This window comes from Pseudonocardia sp. Ae717_Ps2 (genome assembly GCF_001932475.1).
Taxonomy (GTDB): Bacteria; Actinomycetota; Actinomycetes; order Mycobacteriales; family Pseudonocardiaceae; genus Pseudonocardia.
Genome location: NZ_MCIS01000001.1, coordinates 5,931,083 through 5,949,794, shown reverse-complemented (window position 1 = coordinate 5,949,794; position 18,712 = coordinate 5,931,083). Strand labels below are relative to the sequence as shown.

At 74.5% G+C, this 18,712-nt stretch carries 16 protein-coding genes and 1 pseudogene; 5 read left to right on the top strand and 12 right to left on the bottom strand.

Annotated features, from left to right (window positions below; genetic code table 11):
* Positions 1–2: 2 nt before the first annotated feature.
* The gene (locus tag Ae717Ps2_RS27500) at positions 3–326 is read right to left on the bottom strand and encodes a DUF3817 domain-containing protein (protein WP_020625020.1); all 324 of its coding nucleotides are present in this window, start codon (positions 324–326) and stop codon (positions 3–5) included.
* Complete coding sequence (locus Ae717Ps2_RS39415) at positions 323–970, bottom strand: hypothetical protein (RefSeq protein WP_369804884.1); 648 nt, start codon at positions 968–970, stop codon at positions 323–325. Before Ae717Ps2_RS39415 ends, Ae717Ps2_RS27500 begins: the two co-directional genes overlap by 4 nt.
* Before the next feature lie 370 nt (positions 971–1,340).
* On the opposite strand from Ae717Ps2_RS39415, the gene Ae717Ps2_RS27490 reads away from it, so the two are divergent.
* A complete protein-coding gene (locus Ae717Ps2_RS27490) occupies positions 1,341–2,174 on the top strand; it encodes a CPBP family intramembrane glutamic endopeptidase (protein ID WP_075309191.1) in 834 nt (277 codons plus the stop codon).
* Between the two features lie 107 nt (positions 2,175–2,281).
* Positions 2,282–2,818, top strand: a complete 537-nt coding sequence (locus tag Ae717Ps2_RS27485; RefSeq protein WP_020625017.1) for a ferritin — start codon at positions 2,282–2,284, stop codon at positions 2,816–2,818.
* 70 nt (positions 2,819–2,888) lie between these two features.
* On the opposite strand, the gene Ae717Ps2_RS27480 is transcribed toward Ae717Ps2_RS27485, so the two are convergent.
* Positions 2,889–3,818: a DUF5926 family protein gene (locus tag Ae717Ps2_RS27480; protein ID WP_020625016.1), complete on the bottom strand. Its 930-nt coding sequence runs from the start codon at positions 3,816–3,818 to the stop codon at positions 2,889–2,891.
* A 21-nt stretch (positions 3,819–3,839) separates the two neighbouring features.
* On the opposite strand from Ae717Ps2_RS27480, the gene Ae717Ps2_RS27475 reads away from it, so the two are divergent.
* The 3 genes from Ae717Ps2_RS27475 (at position 3,840) to Ae717Ps2_RS27465 (ending at position 6,554) form a co-directional block, all read left to right on the top strand.
* A complete protein-coding gene (locus Ae717Ps2_RS27475; protein ID WP_020625015.1) occupies positions 3,840–5,075 on the top strand; it encodes a cytochrome P450 in 1,236 nt (411 codons plus the stop codon).
* A gap of 195 nt (positions 5,076–5,270) precedes the next feature.
* A complete protein-coding gene (locus tag Ae717Ps2_RS27470) occupies positions 5,271–5,984 on the top strand; it encodes a hypothetical protein (RefSeq protein WP_075334050.1) in 714 nt (237 codons plus the stop codon).
* A 138-nt stretch (positions 5,985–6,122) separates the two neighbouring features.
* Complete coding sequence (locus Ae717Ps2_RS27465) at positions 6,123–6,554, top strand: hypothetical protein (protein ID WP_020625014.1); 432 nt, start codon at positions 6,123–6,125, stop codon at positions 6,552–6,554.
* 653 nt (positions 6,555–7,207) lie between these two features.
* On the opposite strand, the gene Ae717Ps2_RS27455 is transcribed toward Ae717Ps2_RS27465, so the two are convergent.
* From Ae717Ps2_RS27455 to Ae717Ps2_RS27415, 9 genes and pseudogenes are all read right to left on the bottom strand, one after another.
* Positions 7,208–8,236, bottom strand: coding sequence for a DUF4328 domain-containing protein (locus Ae717Ps2_RS27455; protein ID WP_075309195.1), 1,029 nt, complete (start codon positions 8,234–8,236; stop codon positions 7,208–7,210).
* Between the two features lie 3 nt (positions 8,237–8,239).
* Positions 8,240–8,569: a rhodanese-like domain-containing protein gene (locus tag Ae717Ps2_RS27450; RefSeq protein ID WP_020627288.1), complete on the bottom strand. Its 330-nt coding sequence runs from the start codon at positions 8,567–8,569 to the stop codon at positions 8,240–8,242.
* A 433-nt stretch (positions 8,570–9,002) separates the two neighbouring features.
* Positions 9,003–10,595, bottom strand: a pseudogene (locus Ae717Ps2_RS27445) (cation acetate symporter); the annotation flags it as partial.
* Positions 10,592–10,933 carry a DUF485 domain-containing protein gene (locus tag Ae717Ps2_RS27440; RefSeq protein ID WP_020627290.1) on the bottom strand — a complete coding sequence of 114 codons (342 nt, stop codon included), beginning with the start codon at positions 10,931–10,933 and terminating at the stop codon, positions 10,592–10,594. The pseudogene Ae717Ps2_RS27445 and the gene Ae717Ps2_RS27440, both read right to left, overlap by 4 nt.
* Positions 10,934–11,148: 215 nt before the next feature.
* Positions 11,149–12,906, bottom strand: coding sequence for a cation acetate symporter (locus Ae717Ps2_RS27435; protein WP_075334049.1), 1,758 nt, complete (start codon positions 12,904–12,906; stop codon positions 11,149–11,151).
* Entirely contained in the window at positions 12,903–15,446 is a 2,544-nt protein-coding gene (locus tag Ae717Ps2_RS38515; RefSeq protein ID WP_075334048.1) for a hypothetical protein, read from the bottom strand. Before Ae717Ps2_RS38515 ends, Ae717Ps2_RS27435 begins: the two co-directional genes overlap by 4 nt.
* Positions 15,443–16,291, bottom strand: coding sequence for a LytTR family DNA-binding domain-containing protein (locus Ae717Ps2_RS27425; protein WP_020627059.1), 849 nt, complete (start codon positions 16,289–16,291; stop codon positions 15,443–15,445). The genes Ae717Ps2_RS38515 and Ae717Ps2_RS27425 overlap by 4 nt, the downstream gene beginning before the upstream one ends.
* A gap of 172 nt (positions 16,292–16,463) precedes the next feature.
* Complete coding sequence (locus tag Ae717Ps2_RS27420; RefSeq protein ID WP_075309201.1) at positions 16,464–17,351, bottom strand: S49 family peptidase; 888 nt, start codon at positions 17,349–17,351, stop codon at positions 16,464–16,466.
* A gap of 124 nt (positions 17,352–17,475) precedes the next feature.
* Positions 17,476–18,687, bottom strand: a complete 1,212-nt coding sequence (locus Ae717Ps2_RS27415) for a sensor histidine kinase (protein WP_233147693.1) — start codon at positions 18,685–18,687, stop codon at positions 17,476–17,478.
* Between the last annotated feature and the right edge of the window lie 25 nt (positions 18,688–18,712).

Below are 18,712 nucleotides of genomic sequence, written 5' to 3'. Positions count from 1 at the left end.
ACTCAGGGCCCGGCGGGTGCCAGGTGCTCGGCCTGCACCTTCCGGGTCACCTTGCGCTCGGCGACGAACGAGGCGACCGGGATCGTGCCCGCGGCCAGGATGACGACGGCGAACACCGGCTTCCAGCGGCAACGCTCGGCCAGGATCAGCGTGCACACGATGTAGATCATGTACAGGAACCCGTGCACCATCCCGATCAGCGCGACCGGGCGCGGATCGCCGAACAAGTACTTCGCCGGCATCGCGTAGAAGGTCAGCAGCAGCAGGCCGACGCCGGTGACCCAGGCGGAGATCCGGTAGGCCTTCAGGGCGGTCGCGACGGTCACGGGGTGGACTCCTCCCGGTGCCGGGCCGCCAGGCGGGCCAGCTCCTCGTTGTAGGCCCGCAGCTGCGGGTCGGTGCTGCGGGGCGGGACGGCGTTCGCCGGGCGGGACGTGAACGGCGACGGCCCGGCCGGGGCGGCCGTCGTCCCGGCCGGTTCGGCGGCGGCCGTCGTCCCGTCGGGGGTCGTCCCGTCGGGGGTCGTAGCCGTCGGCGCAGCGGGCGTGCTGGCCGGTGTGGTGGCTGTCGTCGCGGCCGGTGTCGTAGCCGTCGGCGCAGCGGGCGTCGTCCTGACCGTCGTCCTGGCCGTCGTCCTGGCCGTCGTCGTGAGCGCGGAGGGGGTGGTCCCGGCGACCGGCGACGGGGCCGCGCCTGCGGCCTGCTGCGCCGGATCCGTGTCCGCCGCCCCCGCGGAGCCGCCGGAGGCCGCGCGCAGGTCGGCGATCTCCATGCTCAGGAAGCGCCACCACATGACGCCGAAGAAGACGGCGAACAGCGGCCACTGCAGGCCGTAGCCCACGTTGAGGGCCGAGCCCATCGCCGAACCCGCTCGTCCCCACTGCCAGATGGCCAGCCAGGTGCAGGTGACCATCGCGCCGAGTGTGAGGACGTGCCAGACCATCCACCTCGGGGACAGCAGCAGCCGCATCACGCGGACCAGGGTACGCACCCCGGCATGGCCACGGCCGGGCCCCGACGAGCGCCCGGTCACGCCGCCCGCCACCCGCCCGCGGTCCCCGGCCGCGCAGTGATCCGCAGCCCGCGGTGATCCGCGGGGCGCGCGCTGATCCGCAGGGCGCGCAGTGATCCGCAGCCCGCGCAGTGATCCGCAGGGCGCGCGCTGATTCGCGGCCCGCGCGCGTCCGGACACGCGCGAACAACGGATCACCGCGCGCGGAGTGGATCACGGGCCATCGATCACCGCGCGCACCGTGCGTCGCCGGGCTGCGGCACGCACCGACCGCCGCCCGACGGCTCGGCCCCCGGAGCCGTCCGGCACCCGGTGCGATGATCGGCCCATGACGAGCGGACCGGCCCCGGCACGACCGCGTGGGTCCCTGCGGGACTGGCTCAGCCCGGCGCCCCCGTCCTTCCCGGGCGTCGCCACCGACCCCCGCGAGCGACGGCTGATCGGCCTGGAGATCGCCGTCGTCCTGACCGTGACGCTGGGCCTTTCCGCGGTGCGCAGCGCGCTGTCGCTGCTCGAGGCCCTCCTGAACCCCGCCCCGCTCGCCGACCAGCAGGTCACCCTGAACGCGCCGGCGTCCACCGACGCGTGGATCGACCTCGCGTTCCAGCTGGTCCGCGCGCTGCAGCTGGCCGGATGGGGCGCGCTGGCCGCGTACCTGCTGCTGCGGGCGGGCATCGCGCTGGGCCGGGTCGGGCTCGACGGGCGGCGGCCGTGGCGCGACGCGGCGCACTCCGCGGGCCTCGCCGCGCTGATCGGCATCCCCGGGCTGGGGCTCTACCTGGTCGGACGGCTCGCCGGGATCACCCCGGACGTCGCGCCCAGCACGCTGACCGACCAGTGGTGGCGGATCCCGGTGCTGGTGCTGTCCGCGACGGCGAACTCCTGGGCGGAGGAGGTCGTCATGATCGGCTACCTGCTCACCCGGCTGCGGCGGCTCGGCTGGTCGGAGAACCGCTCGGCGTTCGCGGCCGCCGTCCTGCGCGGGTGCTACCACCTGTACCAGGGGATCGGCGCGTTCGTCGGCAACCTGGTCATGGGCCTGGTGTTCGCCCGCTACTGGCAGCGGACGAACCGGCTGTGGCCGCTCGTCGGCGCCCATCTGCTGATCGACGTCGTGGCGTTCGTGGGGTACGCGCTGCTGGGTGGCGTCCTCCCGTTCTGACTCAGGAAAGCGGCCCTCACCAGGGGAAAGGTGACCCTGTCCAACTGAGACGGACGCCCTTTCTGGAGCCGTTCCAGGAAACGCCGACGGTCGGTAACCTGGATGTCATGACCGACGAATCGAAGTTCCACGCCCTGCTGCGCGACCAGGTCCGCAGCGAGTTCACCGCGAGCCAGCAGTACCTGGCCATCGCCGTCTGGCTCGACGACGCCGACCTCCCGCAGCTCGCCGCGCACTTCTACGCGCAGTCGCTCGAGGAGCGCAACCACGCGCTGATGATGGTCCAGTACCAGATGGACAACGACCTCACCCCGACCATCCCACCGGTCGGTGAGGTGCAGAACGAGTTCTCCTCCGTCGAGGAGCTCGTCTCGCTCGCGCTGACCCAGGAGAAGCAGGTCACCGAGCAGATCACCACGCTGGCCCGTACCGCCCGCGACGAGGGCGACTACCTCGGCGAGCAGTTCCTGCAGTGGTTCCTCAAGGAGCAGGTCGAGGAGGTCGCCTCGATGACGACGCTGCTCACCATCGTCCGCCGCGCCGGGGACGACCTCTTCCACGTGGAGGACTTCGTCGCCCGCGAGATGACGAACGGCGGGGGCGGCGACCCGGCCACCCCGCCGGTCGCCGGCGGCGCCCTGTAAGCGCCCGTCCGTCGGTCCGCAGCGCCGCTCCGGCGCCCCCGAGCAGGGGGGCGCCGGAGCGTCCGCACGACTACCGCAGGGTGATCTGCTTGCCCGCGAGCACGTCGCGCGCCCGGTGCTCGGACTCGGTGAGCGGCGTGGCGTCCAGCCCGGCCACCGCCTCGTCGAGTCGCTTCGCGAACTCCGCGGCGGGACCCGCCCACTCCGAGGAGTGCATCTCCCGGTCGACGTCCCAGACCGGGACGAGCAGCCCGTGCGCCCGGAACGACCCGGCGTAGCGGGAACCCTCGCCCAGCTCCAGGCCGCCCTCGCCGGACAGCCGCGCCAGCGCCGCCATCAGGGTCGTCTCGTCCTCGGTCCGTACCCAGCGCACGTGCGCCTTCGAGCCGGTGTCGACCCAGTACGCCCCACGCACGCCGTCTGCGGTCACCGCCTCGGTCGGCATGATCACCGAGTTGGCGCGCTCCAGCATCGCCTGCGCCTCGGGGTCAGGGCTCTCCGACGGCAGCCACCACGCGAAGTCGGCGTGCACCGTCGGCTCCAGCGGCGTGCCGGGCTCCAGCACGTCCTGCAGCCGCTCACCGGTGTGGCGCCCGGCGCCGACGACCGGCAGCGACGATCCCGGCTCGGCCGAGCGCGCCCAGGCGAGCGCCCCGGCCAGGTCGGCCGAGAGGTCACCGGAGCGGGTCTGGACCTGCATGCCGAGCAGGACCTCGCCGTTGTCGCGCACGATCGCGGCGGACGCGCCCGGCAGCACCGAGGCCAGCGTGACCGGCCCGCCGGTACGGACCGGGAGGGGCGCCGTCGCCGACGGGAGGAACTCCCGCATGGCGACGAGGTCGGGCTCTGCCGCGAGGCCCTCGAACGGCCGGATGACGATCACGTCGTCACCGGCGCCGTGGCAGGCCTTGTACCGCTTGCCGGAGCCGCAGGGGCACGGCCGGCGGGGGTTGTCCCCCGCGTCGGCGGTGCTGGCACGGTTGCGCGTCTTCTTACCCATCGCCGGGCAAGGTAGCGGGTCGTGCATGCCTTCGATCCGGCCGACCCCGGTTTCCTCGCCGACCCCTACCCCACCTACGCGGCCCTGCGCGCCGCCGGACCGGTCCACGACCACCCCGGTCTGGGCGTTCCGGTCGCGGTGACGCACGCGGCCTGTTCGGCCGTGCTGCGCGACCGCGGGCTGGGCCGGATCTGGTCCGACGCCGAGCCCGCGGCCGAGCTGGCCGCGTTCAACCTGCTGCACCGCAACTCGCTGCTGGAGCGGGAGGGCGAGCCGCACACCCGGCTGCGGCGCCTGGTGGCCTCGGCGTTCGCCCGCGGCCACACCGAGCGGTTGGCCCCGCTGGTGCGGGCGCGGGCCGGCGCCCTGGTCGACGATCTGGTGGCCCGCGTCCGGGACGGCGCCCCCGCCGACCTGGTCGAGCTCGTCGCCGCCCCGCTGCCGGTGGCCGTGATCGCCGACCTGCTCGGTGTACCGGAGGACCGCCGGGCGCCGCTGCGGGACTGGTCCGACGCGATCGTGCGGATGTACGAGCCCGACCCCGGCGACGACGGCCGGCGCGCGGCCGAGCAGGCGTCGGCCGACTTCACGGCCCTGCTGCGGGAGCTGGTCGAGGAGCGCCGCTCCGGGCGGATCGCCACCGACCCGGCCGGTCGCCGCGACCTGCTCGCCGACCTGCTGGCGGTGCGCGACGACGAGACCGGCGAGCGGACCCGGCTCGACGAGGACGAACTGGTCGGCACCGCGGTGCTGCTCCTGATGGCCGGCCACGAGGCGACGGTCAACGTCGTCGGGAACGGCGTGCACGCCCTGCTCCGGCACCCGGACCAGTGGCGACGGCTGCTCGACGACCCAGGACTGGTCGGAACGGCCGTCGAGGAGCTGATCCGCTTCGACGCCCCGCTGCAGCTGTTCGAGCGGACCGCCGTCGTCGACACCACGATCGCCGGCCACGTGGTCCCCGCGGGCACCCGGATCGCGACGCTGCTCGGCGCGGCCGGGCGCGACCCGTCGGTCTTCGGCGACGACGCCGACCGCCTCGACGTCGGCCGTTCCCCCAACCCCCACCTGGGCTTCGGGGCCGGGGTGCACTACTGCCTGGGCGCCCCGCTGGCCCGGCTGGAGATCGCCGAGGTGCTGCGCGCGCTGCTGGAACGCCTGCCCGACGCCGCCGTCGACGGCGAGCCGGTCCGGCGCCCGCGGTTCGTCATGCGCGGCTGGGCGGAGCTGCGGCTGACCACGGGCAGCACCCGGTGAACCGAATGCCGTAACAATTCCAGAGCCGAACGGTCCATTCCTGGAAGCCGTCGGATCGTTGTCGACGGCGCCGCGCAATCACGGACGGGAAGGTGCATCGGAAAAGACGCGCACCGCCGTCGACGGCCACCCGCGGACGTGGTGGAATCGTCGGCAATGGAATCGTGGTCGGAACTTCTGCGCACCGTTCTCGGCGTGCCGGGGACGGGCTACGCCTGCGTCGCCGACCCCGCCACGGGGGAGCTCGTCGCGGCCGCGGGCGAGCGGGCCGTGCCCGGCCTCGCGGAGGTGCTCGACTGGGGCGCCGCGCAGGTCGGCGGACCGGGACCGGTGTTCGAGGACGCGGTGGTCACCACCCGGGAGGGCGATCACCACCTCCTGCGGGCGCTGCCCCGCGACGGCGCGGCCCCGCTGCTCGCCTACGCCCACCTCGACCGGTCCGGCAGCCCGGTCGCGCTGGCCCGCCGGGCCCTGCGTCCGGCCGGCGCGACACCGGCACGAACGCCGGAACCGACACCGACAGCGACATCGACATCGACTGATCAGCAGGTCAAAGCCACCATCGGGGCGCCGGTCGCGACCCGCCCGGTGATGCGGGTCCGGCCGGTCACCCCCGCCACGTCACCTCCCGGGCGGGTGGACACCCCACCGGCGACGATCGCGGTGCCGTCGCCCACGCCGGTGCCGGGCGCCGAGCGCACCCCGGCTCCGGCCGTCCCGCTCCCCCGGCGCGCGCCCGGACCCGCCGAGACCTCCGACGCGGCAGATCCCCCCGACACGGCCGACGGTGACGACGCGCACGCCGGAGCCACCCCCGAGGGCGGCAGGTGGGCCGACGACCTGGGCACCATGTCCCGGATCCTCGCCGCGCTGCGCCGGCTGGACCCGTCGTCGGCGTCGGGGTGTTGACGCTCCGGAATTGCGCGTTATCGTTGTCGGCCCCGGCGCCGGAAAGATCCGAGATCATTCTTCGTGAAATGCGGAACGGATCGCGGCGCAGACTCCCCCGAGATCGTCGCGGCGATTGCCGCGCGGAAGGCTCCTGACATGAACAACATCGATCGTTCCCTCGACATGGCCGCCAACATCAAGGGCGCGTTCGCGGTCGCGATCGTCGACTTCGAGAGCGGGATGACGCTGGGATCGCGCGGGGGAAGCCCCGAGTTCGACCTCGACGTCGCCGCGCCCGGGAACTCCGAGGTCGTCCGCACGAAGCTCGAGGTCATGCAGAAGCTGGGTCTGCGCGAGAACATCGAGGACATCCTGATCACCCTCGACACCCAGTACCACCTGATCCGGATCATCCGCGGCACCGACGAGCAGCTGTTCTTCTACCTCGTGCTCAACCGTGCCCAGGCCAACCTGGCGATGGCCCGCCGCGACCTGCGCGTCATCGAGCAGCAGTTCGCGATGACCTCGCCGCAGGCCGGGGCGCCGCAGCCGCAGGGCCAGGCGTTCTTCCCCGCCCAGCAGCGCTGAGGCCCCCGCGACCACGCCTCCCATGGGACGTCACCGGCACGCCGTCGCCGTGCGCACCGACGGGCTGGCCGCCGTGCTGGGTCCGCTGTTCTTCGACCCGCGGATCCGCTCGGCGGCCCTGCTCGACGTGGACAGCGGAATGGTGCTCGACGTCTGCGGGCCCGACACCGCCGTCGGGCGGACGGGCCGGGGTGTCCCCGCGGCTCACGACCACCGCGACGAGGTCCGCGGCGCGGCGCACGCCGAGCTCGTCAGGATCGCGCTGGCCCTCGCCCCCAACGCGGGCGGGCGGCTCGGGCTCGTCCTGGAGGCCGGCCCGGACCGGCACGTGCTGCGGACCGTCGCCGACCCGCACGGCGGGCGGCTGGCCCTGTCGGTGGTCGTGCGCGGCCCCGACCGGGCCGTGCGGCGGGTGCGCAAGCTGCTGGAGGAGGTCTCCGACGCGGCGCTGACCGCGGGCCCGTCGACGGCGGTCCGCCCCGGATCCGCGGGCTGGGCGGCCACGCCGACCACCTCCGCGCCCGCGCCGGACCACCCGGCACCGGTTCCGTCGCCCACTCCTGCGGTCCGGCCGGACGCCGCCCCGGCGTCGGGTCCGCCGGGGTTCGGCCCGCCGGGCCCGTCCGGGTTCGGTCCGCCGGGCCCGCCCGGGTTCAGCCCGCCGGGTCCGCCGCCCCGGTCGGGCCCGATGCCGCCGTCGGCGCTGCCTGCGGGGCCGCCGTCCCAATCGGGACCGCCGTCGCCGCGCCCGCCGTTCCCGCCGGCACCGACACCAGCAGCTGCCGGGGACCCTGCGGCCGCGTCTCCAGCAGAGCGGTGAGCATGCGGACGACCCGGATCGTGCGCCACGCCGTGACCGCGGCGAGCACGTCGGCCCAGGCGTGCAGGACGACCCCGTCGGCCAGCGCCTGCGTGCCGGTGCGGAACCGCCAGACCAGGACCACCGCGCCGAGCACGACGCACGCCGCCCACAGCGCCCACCAGACCAGCAGCTCCCGCGACGGCGACGGCCGCCGTTCCGGTGGCAGGTCCAGTGCGGCGTGCTCGGTCTCGGCCAGCAGCGAACCGGGCGCGACCAGGTTCCAGCCGGGCACCACCCAGCCCGCGACGACCCACCGGCGGCTCCGCCAGGCGCGCGTCCCCGCACGGTCCGCGGCCGCCCGGTAGGTCCACAGGCTCCACGAGATCATCAACACCCCGGCGGCGATCGTCGCCACCACCGAGGACCAGCCGCCGAACCACACCAGCGCGTCGGACACTCCGACGGCCTCCGGGGACAACGCGTCGGACCGGCTGAACAGCAGCAGCACGTACCGCCACACCTCGGCGACGGCGGCGATCCCCGACACGACGACCACCACCCACAGCACGGGTACCAGCTGCGCGGCCAGCGCGCGGGCCCGGTCGACCGGCCGGAGCGGGCCCTCACCGGGTACCGGCGCGATCCGCCAGGGCCCCACCGGGAGGCCCCAGCGCGGGACGGCGCGGTAGCGGGGCGGACCGGTGTAGCGGTCCCGACGGGCGGCGGGCTCGGCGGCCGGGCCACCGGGCGTCGTCGCGACCCAGTCGAGGGCGGCCAGGTAGCGACCGCACCACGGGCAGAACGCGCCCCCACCGGGGGGAGCCGTCCGGCCGCAGCGTGGGCACGGCGGGCCCGGCCGTCGGGGCGCCGGCGCGGACACGGGTCAGGCGATCCGGGGGGCGCTGCCGTCGTCGGTCACGATCGTGCGGCCCTGGGCGGCCCAGTCCTGCATGCCGCCCTCGACGTTCACCGCCGGGAAGCCCTGCTGGGTCAGGTAGGCGACGACCCGGGCCGACCGGCCGCCGGAGCGGCAGACGACGTAGAGCGGGTCGTCGGTGGGGACCTCGCCCATCCGGGCGGCCAGCTCGGACATCGGCAGGTGACGGGCGTGCGGGGCGTGCCCGGCGGTCCACTCGTCGAGCTCGCGGACGTCCAGCATCGGGGCGTCGGCGGGGAGAGCGGACACGCTCACGGCGGGAACCGGGTCGGACATGGCGCCATCCTGCCACGCCACCCCGTCAACCCGCCGTGAGCGGCGTGGCTCAGCGGCCGTCGTCGCGGTAGAGCGACCCGTGCGGGATCGTCACCTCGTTCGGGTCCAGCGGCGGCTGCGCGGCCCGGTACCCGCCGGTGGCCTGCGCGGGCCGGTACCCGCCGGTGCCCTGCGGTCCCGGCGGGCGGCCCGTCCCGTACCGGTCCGGACGTCCGTCGGCGCCGACCACGGGCTGGACACCGGTCAGACCGGTGTTGCCGAACAGCTCGCCGGCCTGGCGGCTGGTCTGCGGCCGTTGCCCCGGGTTCGGCCGGGGCTGCGGACGCGGCTGCGAGCGGTGCCGACCGGAGCCCTCGGTCTCGCGCCGCGGGATCCCGATGAGGTCCTCGGCGGGGACCGCGGTCGGCTTCGGCGCCTCCTTCGGCGCGGTGGTCGCGCGGACCGCACCGGCACCGGTGAGCGAGCGGACCTCCATCTCAGCGAAGCGGGCGGCGTTGAAGCGCTCGCGGCCGCCGAGGAAGGTGCCGATGATGCCCAGCGCGAACGACACCGGGATCGACACCAGGCCGGGGTTGGACAGCGGGAAGAACGCGAAGTCCACGTTCGGCACCATCGAGGTCGGGGACCCGGACACGGCCGGGGAGATCACGATGAGGCCGACGCAGACGATCACGCCGCCGTAGATGCTGCACAGCGCGCCGGTCGTGTTGAACCGCTTCCAGAACAGCGAGAACAGGATCGTCGGCAGGTTCGCCGACGCGGCGACGGCGAACGCCAGCGCCACCAGGAACGCGACGTTCTGCCCGTTGGCGACGATCCCGCCGCCGATCGCGACCAGGCCGATGACCAGCGCGGTCGTGCGGGCGACCTTCACCTCGGCGTCCGGCGTGGCGGTGCCACGGCGCAGCACGTTGGCGTAGACGTCGTGGGCGAACGAGGCCGATGCGGTGATCGTCAGACCGGCGACGACGGCGAGGATCGTCGCGAACGCCACCGCGGAGATCAGGCCGAGCATGATCTCGCCGCCGAGCGCGTAGGCCAGCAGCGGCGCGGCGTCGTTCTGGTTCGCGCGGGTGATCGTCCCCGGCGGCAGCAGCGCCGTCGCGCCGTAGCCGAGCACCAGCGTGAACAGGTAGAAGATGCCGATCAGCCAGATCGCCCAGACCACCGAGCGGCGGGCCTCCTTGGCCGAAGGCACGGTGTAGAAGCGCATCAGGATGTGCGGCAGGCCCGCCGTACCGAGCACCAGCGCGAGACCGAGCGAGATGAAGTCGATCTTGTTCGTGTACTGCAGGCCCGGGTTGAGGATGGCCTCGCCGCGCTCGGAGTTCCGGGTGGCCTGTTCCAGCACCGCGGACAGGTTGAACCCGTAGCGGCCGAGCACCCAGGTGGTCAGCACCGCGGCGCCGGTGAGCAGCAGGCCGGCCTTGATGATCTGCACCCAGGTGGTGCCCTTCATCCCGCCGAACAGCACGTAGACGACCATGAGGCCGCCGACGACGACGATCACCAGCGCCTGCGAGAGCTTGTCGGTCTTCGGGATCTGCAGCAGCAGCGAGATCAGCCCGCCGGCCCCGGCCATCTGCGCGATCAGGTAGAAGAGCGAGACGACCAGCGTCGAGGTCGCGGCGGCCGCGCGGACCGGGCGCTGACGCATCCGGAACGCCAGGACGTCGCCCATCGTGAAGCGGCCGGTGTTGCGCAGCAGCTCCGCGACGAGCAGGAGCGCCATCAGCCAGCCGACGAGGAAGCCGACGGAGTAGAGGAAGCCGTCGTAGCCGTAGAGGGCGATGGCCCCGGCGATGCCGAGGAATGAGGCCGCGGACAGGAAGTCACCGGCGATCGCGGTGCCGTTCTGCGGGCCGGTGAAGGCGTGCCCACCGGTGTAGTAGTCGGCGCGGGTGGCGTTGGTGCGGCTCACCCGCAGCACGATCATCAGCGTCACGATCACGAACAGCAGGAAGAACCCGAGGTTCGCGGTGACCGAGCCGACCGACTCGGCCTGGGCCAGTACGGACGTGGTCATGCGCGCACCTCCGCCTGCTCGACCCGAGCGCGCAGTTCGGCGCTCGGGCCGTCGATCTCACGCTCGGCGAACCGGACGTACAGGGTCGTGATCAGGAAGGTGGAGACGAACTGGCCGAGGCCGACGAGCAGCCCGACCGTGATCGTGCCGACGACCCGGATGGACATGAACTCGGGGGCGTAGCTGGCGAGACCGACGTAGGCGAGGTACCAGGCGAGGAAGATCGCGGTCATCGGGAACACGTAGCGCCGGAGGCGGCTGCGGTACGCCCGGAACTCGGGACTCGCCTGGACCTGCTGGTAGATCGTGCCGGCCGAGCGCTCTGCAGGGCTGCTCATGGCGCCGGTTCCTTTCGGGTCGTGCTGCGGGGAGCCGGGCCGCGTCGTGGCCGGGGGACCGCGGCGCGTCCCCGGGGGACACACTTCACCCGGAACAACGACCGGGTATCGCGTCGGGGAACGTCGTTGCGTGCCGATACCGACGAGAACCCCGGTCCGGACGAACCCACCCGTCCGAACGGTGACGCTGTGTAGACCCGTTCGGCGGAGACCCGTCAGGCCCTGTCGTCCAATCGGTCCCGCATGAGACCCAGCCGTTCGGGTGCGTGCAGGCGCAGGAGCACCTGGCCCGCGTCGACGGGGCGGCGCGCCCGGGTGAACCGGGACACCAGCGCCATCGTCGCGAACGCCAGCGGCACGCTGACGATCGCCGGCCGGTACAGCAGGACCCCGATCCAGTCGGCCTGCGGACCAAGCCCGGAGACGTCGACCCCGGCGAGCGCCGCGACGACCGCACCGGCCGACACCACCCCGCCGACGACCACCCCGGCGATCGCGCCGACATCGGTCAGCCCGCGCCACCAGATGCCCAGGACGAGCAGCGGACAGAACGTGGACGCGGCGACGGCGAACACCAGCGCGACGGCCTCGGCGAAGTTCAGGCCGGTCGGCACGAGTGCGACGATCGTCGGCGGCACCCCGGCGAGCACCGTCGCCAGCGGGAAGCGCCGGGTCATCCGGCCGTGCCGGGGCAGCACGTCGGTGGACACGACGCTGGCCAGGCTGACCAGCAGGCCCGACGCCGTCGACAGGAACGCGGCCCACGCCCCCGCCGCGACGAGGCCGCCCACCAGCGCGCCGAGCAGCCCGCTGCCCAGGATCGCGGTCGGGAGCAGCAGGACCGCCGCGTCGGTGCGGCCGGTGACCAGCAGCTGCGGGGTGTAGACCCGCGACAGCACGCCGAGCAGCGTCACCAGGACGTAGAAGCCGCCCAGCATCGCCAGGACGAGCACGGCGCTGCGACGCGCCGCCCGGCCGTCGGAGTTGGTGTAGAAGCGGCCGAGCACGTGCGGCAGGCCCATGGTCCCGAGGAACGTGGCGAGGATCAGCGAGTAGGTCGCGAGCAGCTGGTGCTGATCGGAGCCGGCGAACGGGCGCAGCCAGCTCTCGTCGTCGGTCGGGGCACCGCGTGTGACCGGCACCGGGGCGCCCGCGGCGAACCGCAGCTCGGTCCCGGCGGTGACCTCGTGGGTGGATCCGGCGACCCAGCGCAGCGGGCCGTCGACCGGCTGCCCGTCGACGGTGCCGCGGGCGACGACGTCGACGGCCAGCCGCGCCTCGAGCGTCACCGGGGTGGCGACCGAGACGGTCGTGGGCTCGCGGAACTCCGGCGGCTCGTCGCGGGCGAAGGTGTGGCCGTCGCCGAGCCAGACGGCCAGGCCGATCACGGCCGGCACGGCGAGCGCGGTCAGCTTGAACCAGTACTGGAACGCCTGCACGAACGTCACCGAGCGCATCCCGCCGAGCGCGACGGTGGCGACCACGATCACCCCGGCCGCGCCGGAGCCGATCCAGTCGGGCAGGCCGGTGACGATGCCGACGGTCAGCCCGGCGCCCTGCAGCTGCGGCAGCAGGTAGAGCCAGCAGATGACGATGACGACGGCCGCGCAGACCTTGCGCAGCATCGGCGAGGCGAGCCGGGCATCGGCGAAGTCGGGGACGGTGTAGGCGCCCGATCGGCGTAGCGGCGCGGCGACGAACAGGAGCAGGAACAGGTAACCGGCGGTGTAGCCGACGGCGTACCAGAGCGCGTCGACACCCTGGACGAGGATCAGCCCCGCGATGCCGAGGAACGAGGCCGCCGACAGGTACTCGCCGGAGATCGCGCCGGCGTTGAGCCGCGACGGCACCGACCGGGACGCGACGAGGAAGTCCGAGGTCAGCCTGGTCCGGTGGGCGATGGAGCCGATCACGGAGGACGCGACCGCCACCAGGACGATCGCGACCAGCGACAGGATCGCGGTCAGGCTCATCGATCGGCCACGTCGTCGGCGAAGTCCTGTTCCGCCGCCTCCGCGGAGCTCACGTACCACCAGCCCAGGCCCAGCAGGAACGGGTAGACGAGCACGCCGAGCAGCAGCCACGGCAGCCGGATGCCCAGCACCTCGATCTGGCCGAGGACCGGGACCGCGATGAACAGGGCGGGCAGTACACCCAGCCCGATCAGCGCGACGACGCTGACCCGCAGCGCGAGCAGCAGCTGGGTGCGGACCAGGGAGTTGCGCAGCAGGGTGCCGACGGCGCCCGGGTCCTGCACGTCGGACAGCCCGCGCGAGGACTGCGCGGTCGAGCGGCGCTCGGAGAGCACGATGCGGACGCGCCCGGCGCCGAGCTCGTCGTCGCCGGGCTCCTCGGCGGCCGCCGGCGGGTCGGTGGGCTCGGCGGAGAACGGGCGGGGGCGGGCGCCGGTGTAGGGCGCCGCGGCGACCGGGGCGAACGGCTGGGGACCGGGCTCGACCGACGGCTCGGGAGCCGGGGCGACGTCGACCTCGGGGGCGCGCCAGATGACCTCGGTGCGTTCGAGGGGGCCGCCGCGCAGCTCGTCGAGCTCCTCGTCGAGCTCGTCCTCGTCCGGGAGGTCGTCGTCGTCCAGCTCGTCGTCGGTGCGGTAGTCGGCGCGGTAGTCGGTGCCGTGGTCGCCGTGGTCGGTGCGGCCGGCCGCGGGGCCGAACCGGTCGGCGGGGTCCGGGCGGAACGGCGTCGGGGCGACGGGATCGCGTCGTCCCGCCGCGGACCAGCGGGTGGGGACCGGGCGGGTCTCGGTGGATCCCTCGGGACCCGGCCGGTCGGCCGGTGCGGCGACGGTCGTGTCCCCGGTCGCGTCCTCGGTCCCGTCTGCGCGCTCGTCCGCGCTGCCGGGGCGGGCCGGGAGCCCGGTGCCGTCCGTGCCGCGCGGGTCCGCCGTGTCCGTGTCCCGGGCCGTGTCGGCGACGGTCGCGCCGTCCGTTGCCCCGGTCGCGCCTGTCGCGCCGGTCGCGTCCGCCGTGTCGGCAGCACTCGCGGTGTCGGCAGCTCTCGCGGTGTCGGGGGTGCCCGCCAGGAGCGCGCTGCGGTCGGGGGACCAGGTGCTCGACCACGACGTCGCGCCCGGGACGCGCTGGGGAAGGCCGGAGCCGCCGCCGGTCGGGGGCCACTGCTTCCCGCTGTCGGTGACGTCCGGAGCCGGGGTCGGCGCACCGCTGTCGGCGACGTCCGGTGCCGGGGTCGCGGCGGGGGCCGGCGGCCAGCCGGGGCCGGGGCGCACACCCTCCGGGGCGTACGGGTCCGGCACGAGGTTGGCGCGCGGCCGAGCCGGGCGGGCGCGGGTGGGGTGGACCGGCGGGCCGTAGGTCTCGCGCGCGTCGAGGTCACGGTCCTCGGGGTCGCCGTCGTCCGGGGCGCCGTCGTCCGGGGCGTAGCCGCCGTCGCGCGGCGTCGCGTCATGCGGGGTCGCACCGCGCGGGCTCGGGGCTGGCGGAGTCGGGGCAGGCTGCGGCGCGGTGGGTACGGCAGGCGGCGTGGCGGTCCCGGCCCCGGTCGCGACGCCACGAGCGGCGGCGCCGCGGGGCGGGTCGTCGTGGTCGGGATAGGGCGCCGGCGCGTCGTCGGGGTCGGCCTGCCCACGGTCCCGGTGCGGCGTCGGGGACGGGTCGACGCGGGCGTGCCGGCCGGTCCCCCCGGCCCGGTCCGCGACACGACGGGCGATCTCGGCCTGGAGCCAGCCGGCGCCGCCGGCGTCGGCGGGTTCCTCCGCCGCGCGACGGGCACGGCGAGCGGCGCGGCCCCCGGTCGCGGCGGTCGCCTCCCGGTCGCGGGAGGTCCGGTCGCCGGATCCCGGGTTGCCGGGACCCGGGGTGACCGGGCCCCGGTGACTGGGGACGCGGTCGTCGGGAGCGGTGTCACGGGGCGCGCCGCCACTGGATGACGAGGCGCTGGACGTCGAGGCCGTGGGCGTCGAGGCCGTGGGCGTCGAGGCCGTGGGCGTCGAGGCGCCGGGCCTCGGAGCGCCGGGCCTCGGAGCGCCGGAGACCGGGCCGCCGGAGGTCGGACCGCCGGTGGGCCCGGGCGCGGCCGGAGCGGGACCGGCGGCACGCGGAACGGCCCCCTCGGATCCGGGGGTGGCGGTCGGTTCCGGGCGGGGGGTCGGCCGGGAGGCCGGACGCGGCCCGGGGCCACCATCGGGCCGGTACCCATCGGCCGGCCGCGGGTGCGGACCGGACGCGTACGAGCCGCGCGGCTGGGCCGGGATGGCGTTCCCGGCCGGCTCCGGTGCGAGGGCGACCCGGCGGTTGCGGTGTTCGAGCGCCGGGTTCCAGGCGTCGAGACCGGCGACGGCGCCGTCCGGGTACGGGCGCGACCGAGCGGGATCCGGCCGGGCCTCGGGCGCGGGGGCGGGGGCGCCCTGGTCCGCGCGGGGGCCGGCGACCGTCGCGTCGGGTCCGGTGCCGGGCCGGTCGGACCCGTCGCGATCGTCCGCGGCCCGGTCGGACTGCGGACGCACCGACGGCGAGACGCCGCCGGTGGACCTGTTCACCTCTGGCTCCACGCCTGCTTGGTCGCGCGGACGAGGCGGTCCTTCAGTTCACGGGTGTGCCGACGGCTGACCGGCAGCTCCGCGGTCTCCGGGCCGGAGCCGATGCGCACGACGTAGCCGGACCCGGCCAGCCGCAGCTCGGTGACCAGCGGCAGCGCCACCAGGAACGAGCGGTGGATGCGCACGAAGCCGGCGTCGCGCCAGCGGTCCTCGAGCACCGACAGCGGGATCCGGACGAGGTGGCTGCCCTCGGTGGTGTGCAGCCGGGCGTAGTCGCCCTGGGCCTCGACGTAGCGCACGGCGGACCGCGGTACCAGCTTCGTGGTGCCGGCCAGCTCGACGGGGATGACCTCGTCGTCGCCACCGCTCTCCTCGCGGACGGTCTCGACCGGTCCGCTGCGACGGGTCGACAGGATCCGGTCGAGTGCGGCGGAGAGGCGCTCGGTGCGCAGCGGCTTGAGCAGGTAGTCGATGGCACCCACGTCGTAGGCGTCGACCGCACGGTCGTCGTGCGCGGTGACGAAGACGATCGCCGGCTGCACGGCCATGTTCTGCAGCACCCGGGCCAGCTCCAGGCCGTCGAGGCCGGGCATGCGGATGTCGAGGAACACCGCGTCGATGTCGGTCTGCTCGGCGACGTCCGCGCCGCCCCCCGCACCGGGACCCGCGGCCGCCCCGGCCCGGCGGCCGTTCAGGATGCGCAGTGCCTCGGTGGACTCGCCGGCCTTGAGGACCGTCGCGACGCGCGGGTCCTCGTCGAGCAGGAAGGCCATCTCCTCGAGCGCGGGCTGCTCGTCGTCCACCGCGAGAACGACCAGTCCGCGAGTGGTGTCGTTGCTGTCCACGATCTCCTCATCCTGCTTCCTCAGCCTGCGCCGGGAAGCCCATCCGCTCGATGATCGCCCGGCGCCGCGACCATGGTGACGTGCCGACGCGCGTGATGCCAGGGCACGAACCGGATCGGTGACCGTCCGGACACGGGGTGCAGCTCGGCCGTGGTACACACGGTCACCGGTGTCACAGCCCGTAACGGGCCCACGCCGCCCGTGTCTCGAGGGCGGAGAGCAGCTCGTGCCCGGCCTCCGCGACACCGCCGGCGAGGCCTGCCCGGGCCGCGGATCCGCCCGCACCGAGGCGGGCGAGCAACGGCCTGCGCTGCTCCACCGGGCGCTGCTCGGCGTCGGGGAAGCGTTCGGTCAGGACCTCGTGGGCGCTGCCGATGCCGTCCACCAGGCCCAACGCGCGGGCCCGCTCGCCCAGCCACACCTCGCCGTCGAACAGCTCGGTGTCGGTCGCGAGCCGGTCGCCGCGCCGCTCGCGCACCCATCCGGTGAACCGCTCGTGCAGCTGTTCCTGCAGGCCGGTGAGCCAGGCGACGTCCTCGGGCCGCTCGGGCAGGAACGGGTCCAGCCGCGACTTCGACCCGCCCGCGGTGTGCAGCCGCCGGGTCACGCCCCACCGCTCGATCAGGCCGTCGAGCCCGAAACCGGCGCTGATCACGCCGATCGAGCCGACGACCGAGGTGGAGCAGGCGTAGATCTCGTCGGCAGCGCAGGCCAGCCAGTAGCCGCCGGACGCGGCGACGTCCTCGCAGAACGCCAGCACCGGCACGTCCTTCTCCGCCGCCAGTGCGCGGATGCGGTTCCCGATCAGCTCGGACTGGGTGGGCGAGCCGCCCGGGGAGTTGATCACCAGCGCGACGGCGGCGAGCCGCTCGGGCGCGAAGGCCCGCTCCAGCACCTTCTCCAGCGAGGAGATGCTGAGCACCTGGCGCGGCACCGGCGCGGCCTGGGCACTGATGACGCCCTGCAGCCGCACGACCGACACCACAGGGGGGCCGACCGACTCCCCCAGCCTGCCGGGCAGACGCGAGGTCACCGCCGCGGGAATGCGCAGGACGTCCATGCCGTCCCACCGTACGCGCGCGCACAGGGTGACGTGGTGTGACCGGATCGGCACATCTCGCTCTCGCCTGGTTCACCCGTACGGCCCAGCAGGGCGCCGGAGGGCGCCCACGGACGCCCCCGGGTCAGGCCCGGATGCCCGCCCGGAACTTCGGCACCCGCAGCGTGATCTTCATTCCGGCGCCGATGTTGGTGTCGACGACGAGGCCGAAGTTGTCGCCGAAGGCCAAGCGCATGCGGTCGTCGACGTTGCCGAGGCCGACGTGCGCGCCGGAGAGATGGGCGTCGTCGAGGTCCTCGTTGAGCCGGGCCGGGTCCATGCCGACGCCGTCGTCCTCGACGACGATCACGCACTCCGAGCCGGCGTTCTCCGCGCGGATGGTGACGGTGCCGCCGTTGGGCTTGCCGGACAGCCCGTGCCGGACAGCGTTCTCCACCAGGGGCTGCAGCGCGAGGAAGGGCAGGACGACGTTCTGCACCTCCTGGTCGATCTGGAGCTTGATGTTGAGCCGGTTGCCGAAGCGGGCCTTCTCCAGCCGCACGTAGCGCTCGATGTTGTTCAGCTCGTCGAGCAGCGTCGTGTACTCGCCTGCCGAGCGGAACGAGTAGCGGGTGAAGTCCGCGAACTCGATGAGCAGCTCGCGGGCCCGGGCCGGATCGGTGCGGATGAACGAGGCGATCGTGGTCAGTGCGTTGTAGACGAAGTGCGGCGAGATCTGGGCGCGCAGGGCGCGGACCTCGGCCCGGTTGAGCCGGGCGCGGGAGTCGTCGAGCTCGGCGAGCTCCAGCTGGCTGGAGACGTAGCGCGCGACCTCGCCGGTGGCCCGCAGAACCGGGGGGCCGGCCGTCGAGGGGGTGAGCGCGGCCAGCGTGCCGATGATGTTCCCGTCGCTCTCCAGCGGGACGACGACGATCCCGCGCACCTCGCAGCCCGGCTGGTTGCACTTGATGGCGGTGTGGCTCATCAGCTCCATGCGGCCGGTCCGGACGACCGTGTCCGCGAGCGTCTGCACGTCCTGCTGGTGCTGGTCGGCGCTGCCGTCCCAGCCCAGGACCGTGCCGCGCGAGTCGGTCATGGCCATCGCCGTGGTCTCCAGCAGCTGGCGCAGGTAGGGCAGGGCCTGCGACGCCGAGCGCGACGACAGCCCCTCCCGCAGCACCGGCGCGGCCAGCGCGACCGTGTGCAGCGCGGAGAACGTGGCCTTGGCCAGCGGCGACACCATCGTGTTGCGCCGGTTGCGCTGCCACAGGAAGAAGAACACCGCGACGACGGCGACGACGACCGCCACCACGAGCAGCAGCGCCATGGAGGGGGTGAGCGTGGTGGATCCGTCCACGACTGCGAGTACCCCCGTTCCCGCG

Bases quoted from the DNA above. Each gene is read 5' to 3' on its own strand.
- Ae717Ps2_RS27435 (WP_075334049.1), bottom strand. From the start codon at position 12,906: ATGAGCCTGACCGCGATCCTGTCGCTGGTCGCGATCGTCCTGGTGGCG.
- Ae717Ps2_RS27490 (WP_075309191.1), top strand. From the start codon at position 1,341: ATGACGAGCGGACCGGCCCCGGCACGACCGCGTGGGTCCCTGCGGGAC.
- Ae717Ps2_RS39415 (WP_369804884.1), bottom strand. From the start codon at position 970: ATGCGGCTGCTGCTGTCCCCGAGGTGGATGGTCTGGCACGTCCTCACA.
- Ae717Ps2_RS27450 (WP_020627288.1), bottom strand. From the start codon at position 8,569: ATGTCCGACCCGGTTCCCGCCGTGAGCGTGTCCGCTCTCCCCGCCGAC.
- Ae717Ps2_RS27465 (WP_020625014.1), top strand. From the start codon at position 6,123: ATGAACAACATCGATCGTTCCCTCGACATGGCCGCCAACATCAAGGGC.
- Ae717Ps2_RS27420 (WP_075309201.1), bottom strand. From the start codon at position 17,351: ATGGACGTCCTGCGCATTCCCGCGGCGGTGACCTCGCGTCTGCCCGGC.
- Ae717Ps2_RS27440 (WP_020627290.1), bottom strand. From the start codon at position 10,933: ATGAGCAGCCCTGCAGAGCGCTCGGCCGGCACGATCTACCAGCAGGTC.
- Ae717Ps2_RS27485 (WP_020625017.1), top strand. From the start codon at position 2,282: ATGACCGACGAATCGAAGTTCCACGCCCTGCTGCGCGACCAGGTCCGC.
- Ae717Ps2_RS27480 (WP_020625016.1), bottom strand. From the start codon at position 3,818: ATGGGTAAGAAGACGCGCAACCGTGCCAGCACCGCCGACGCGGGGGAC.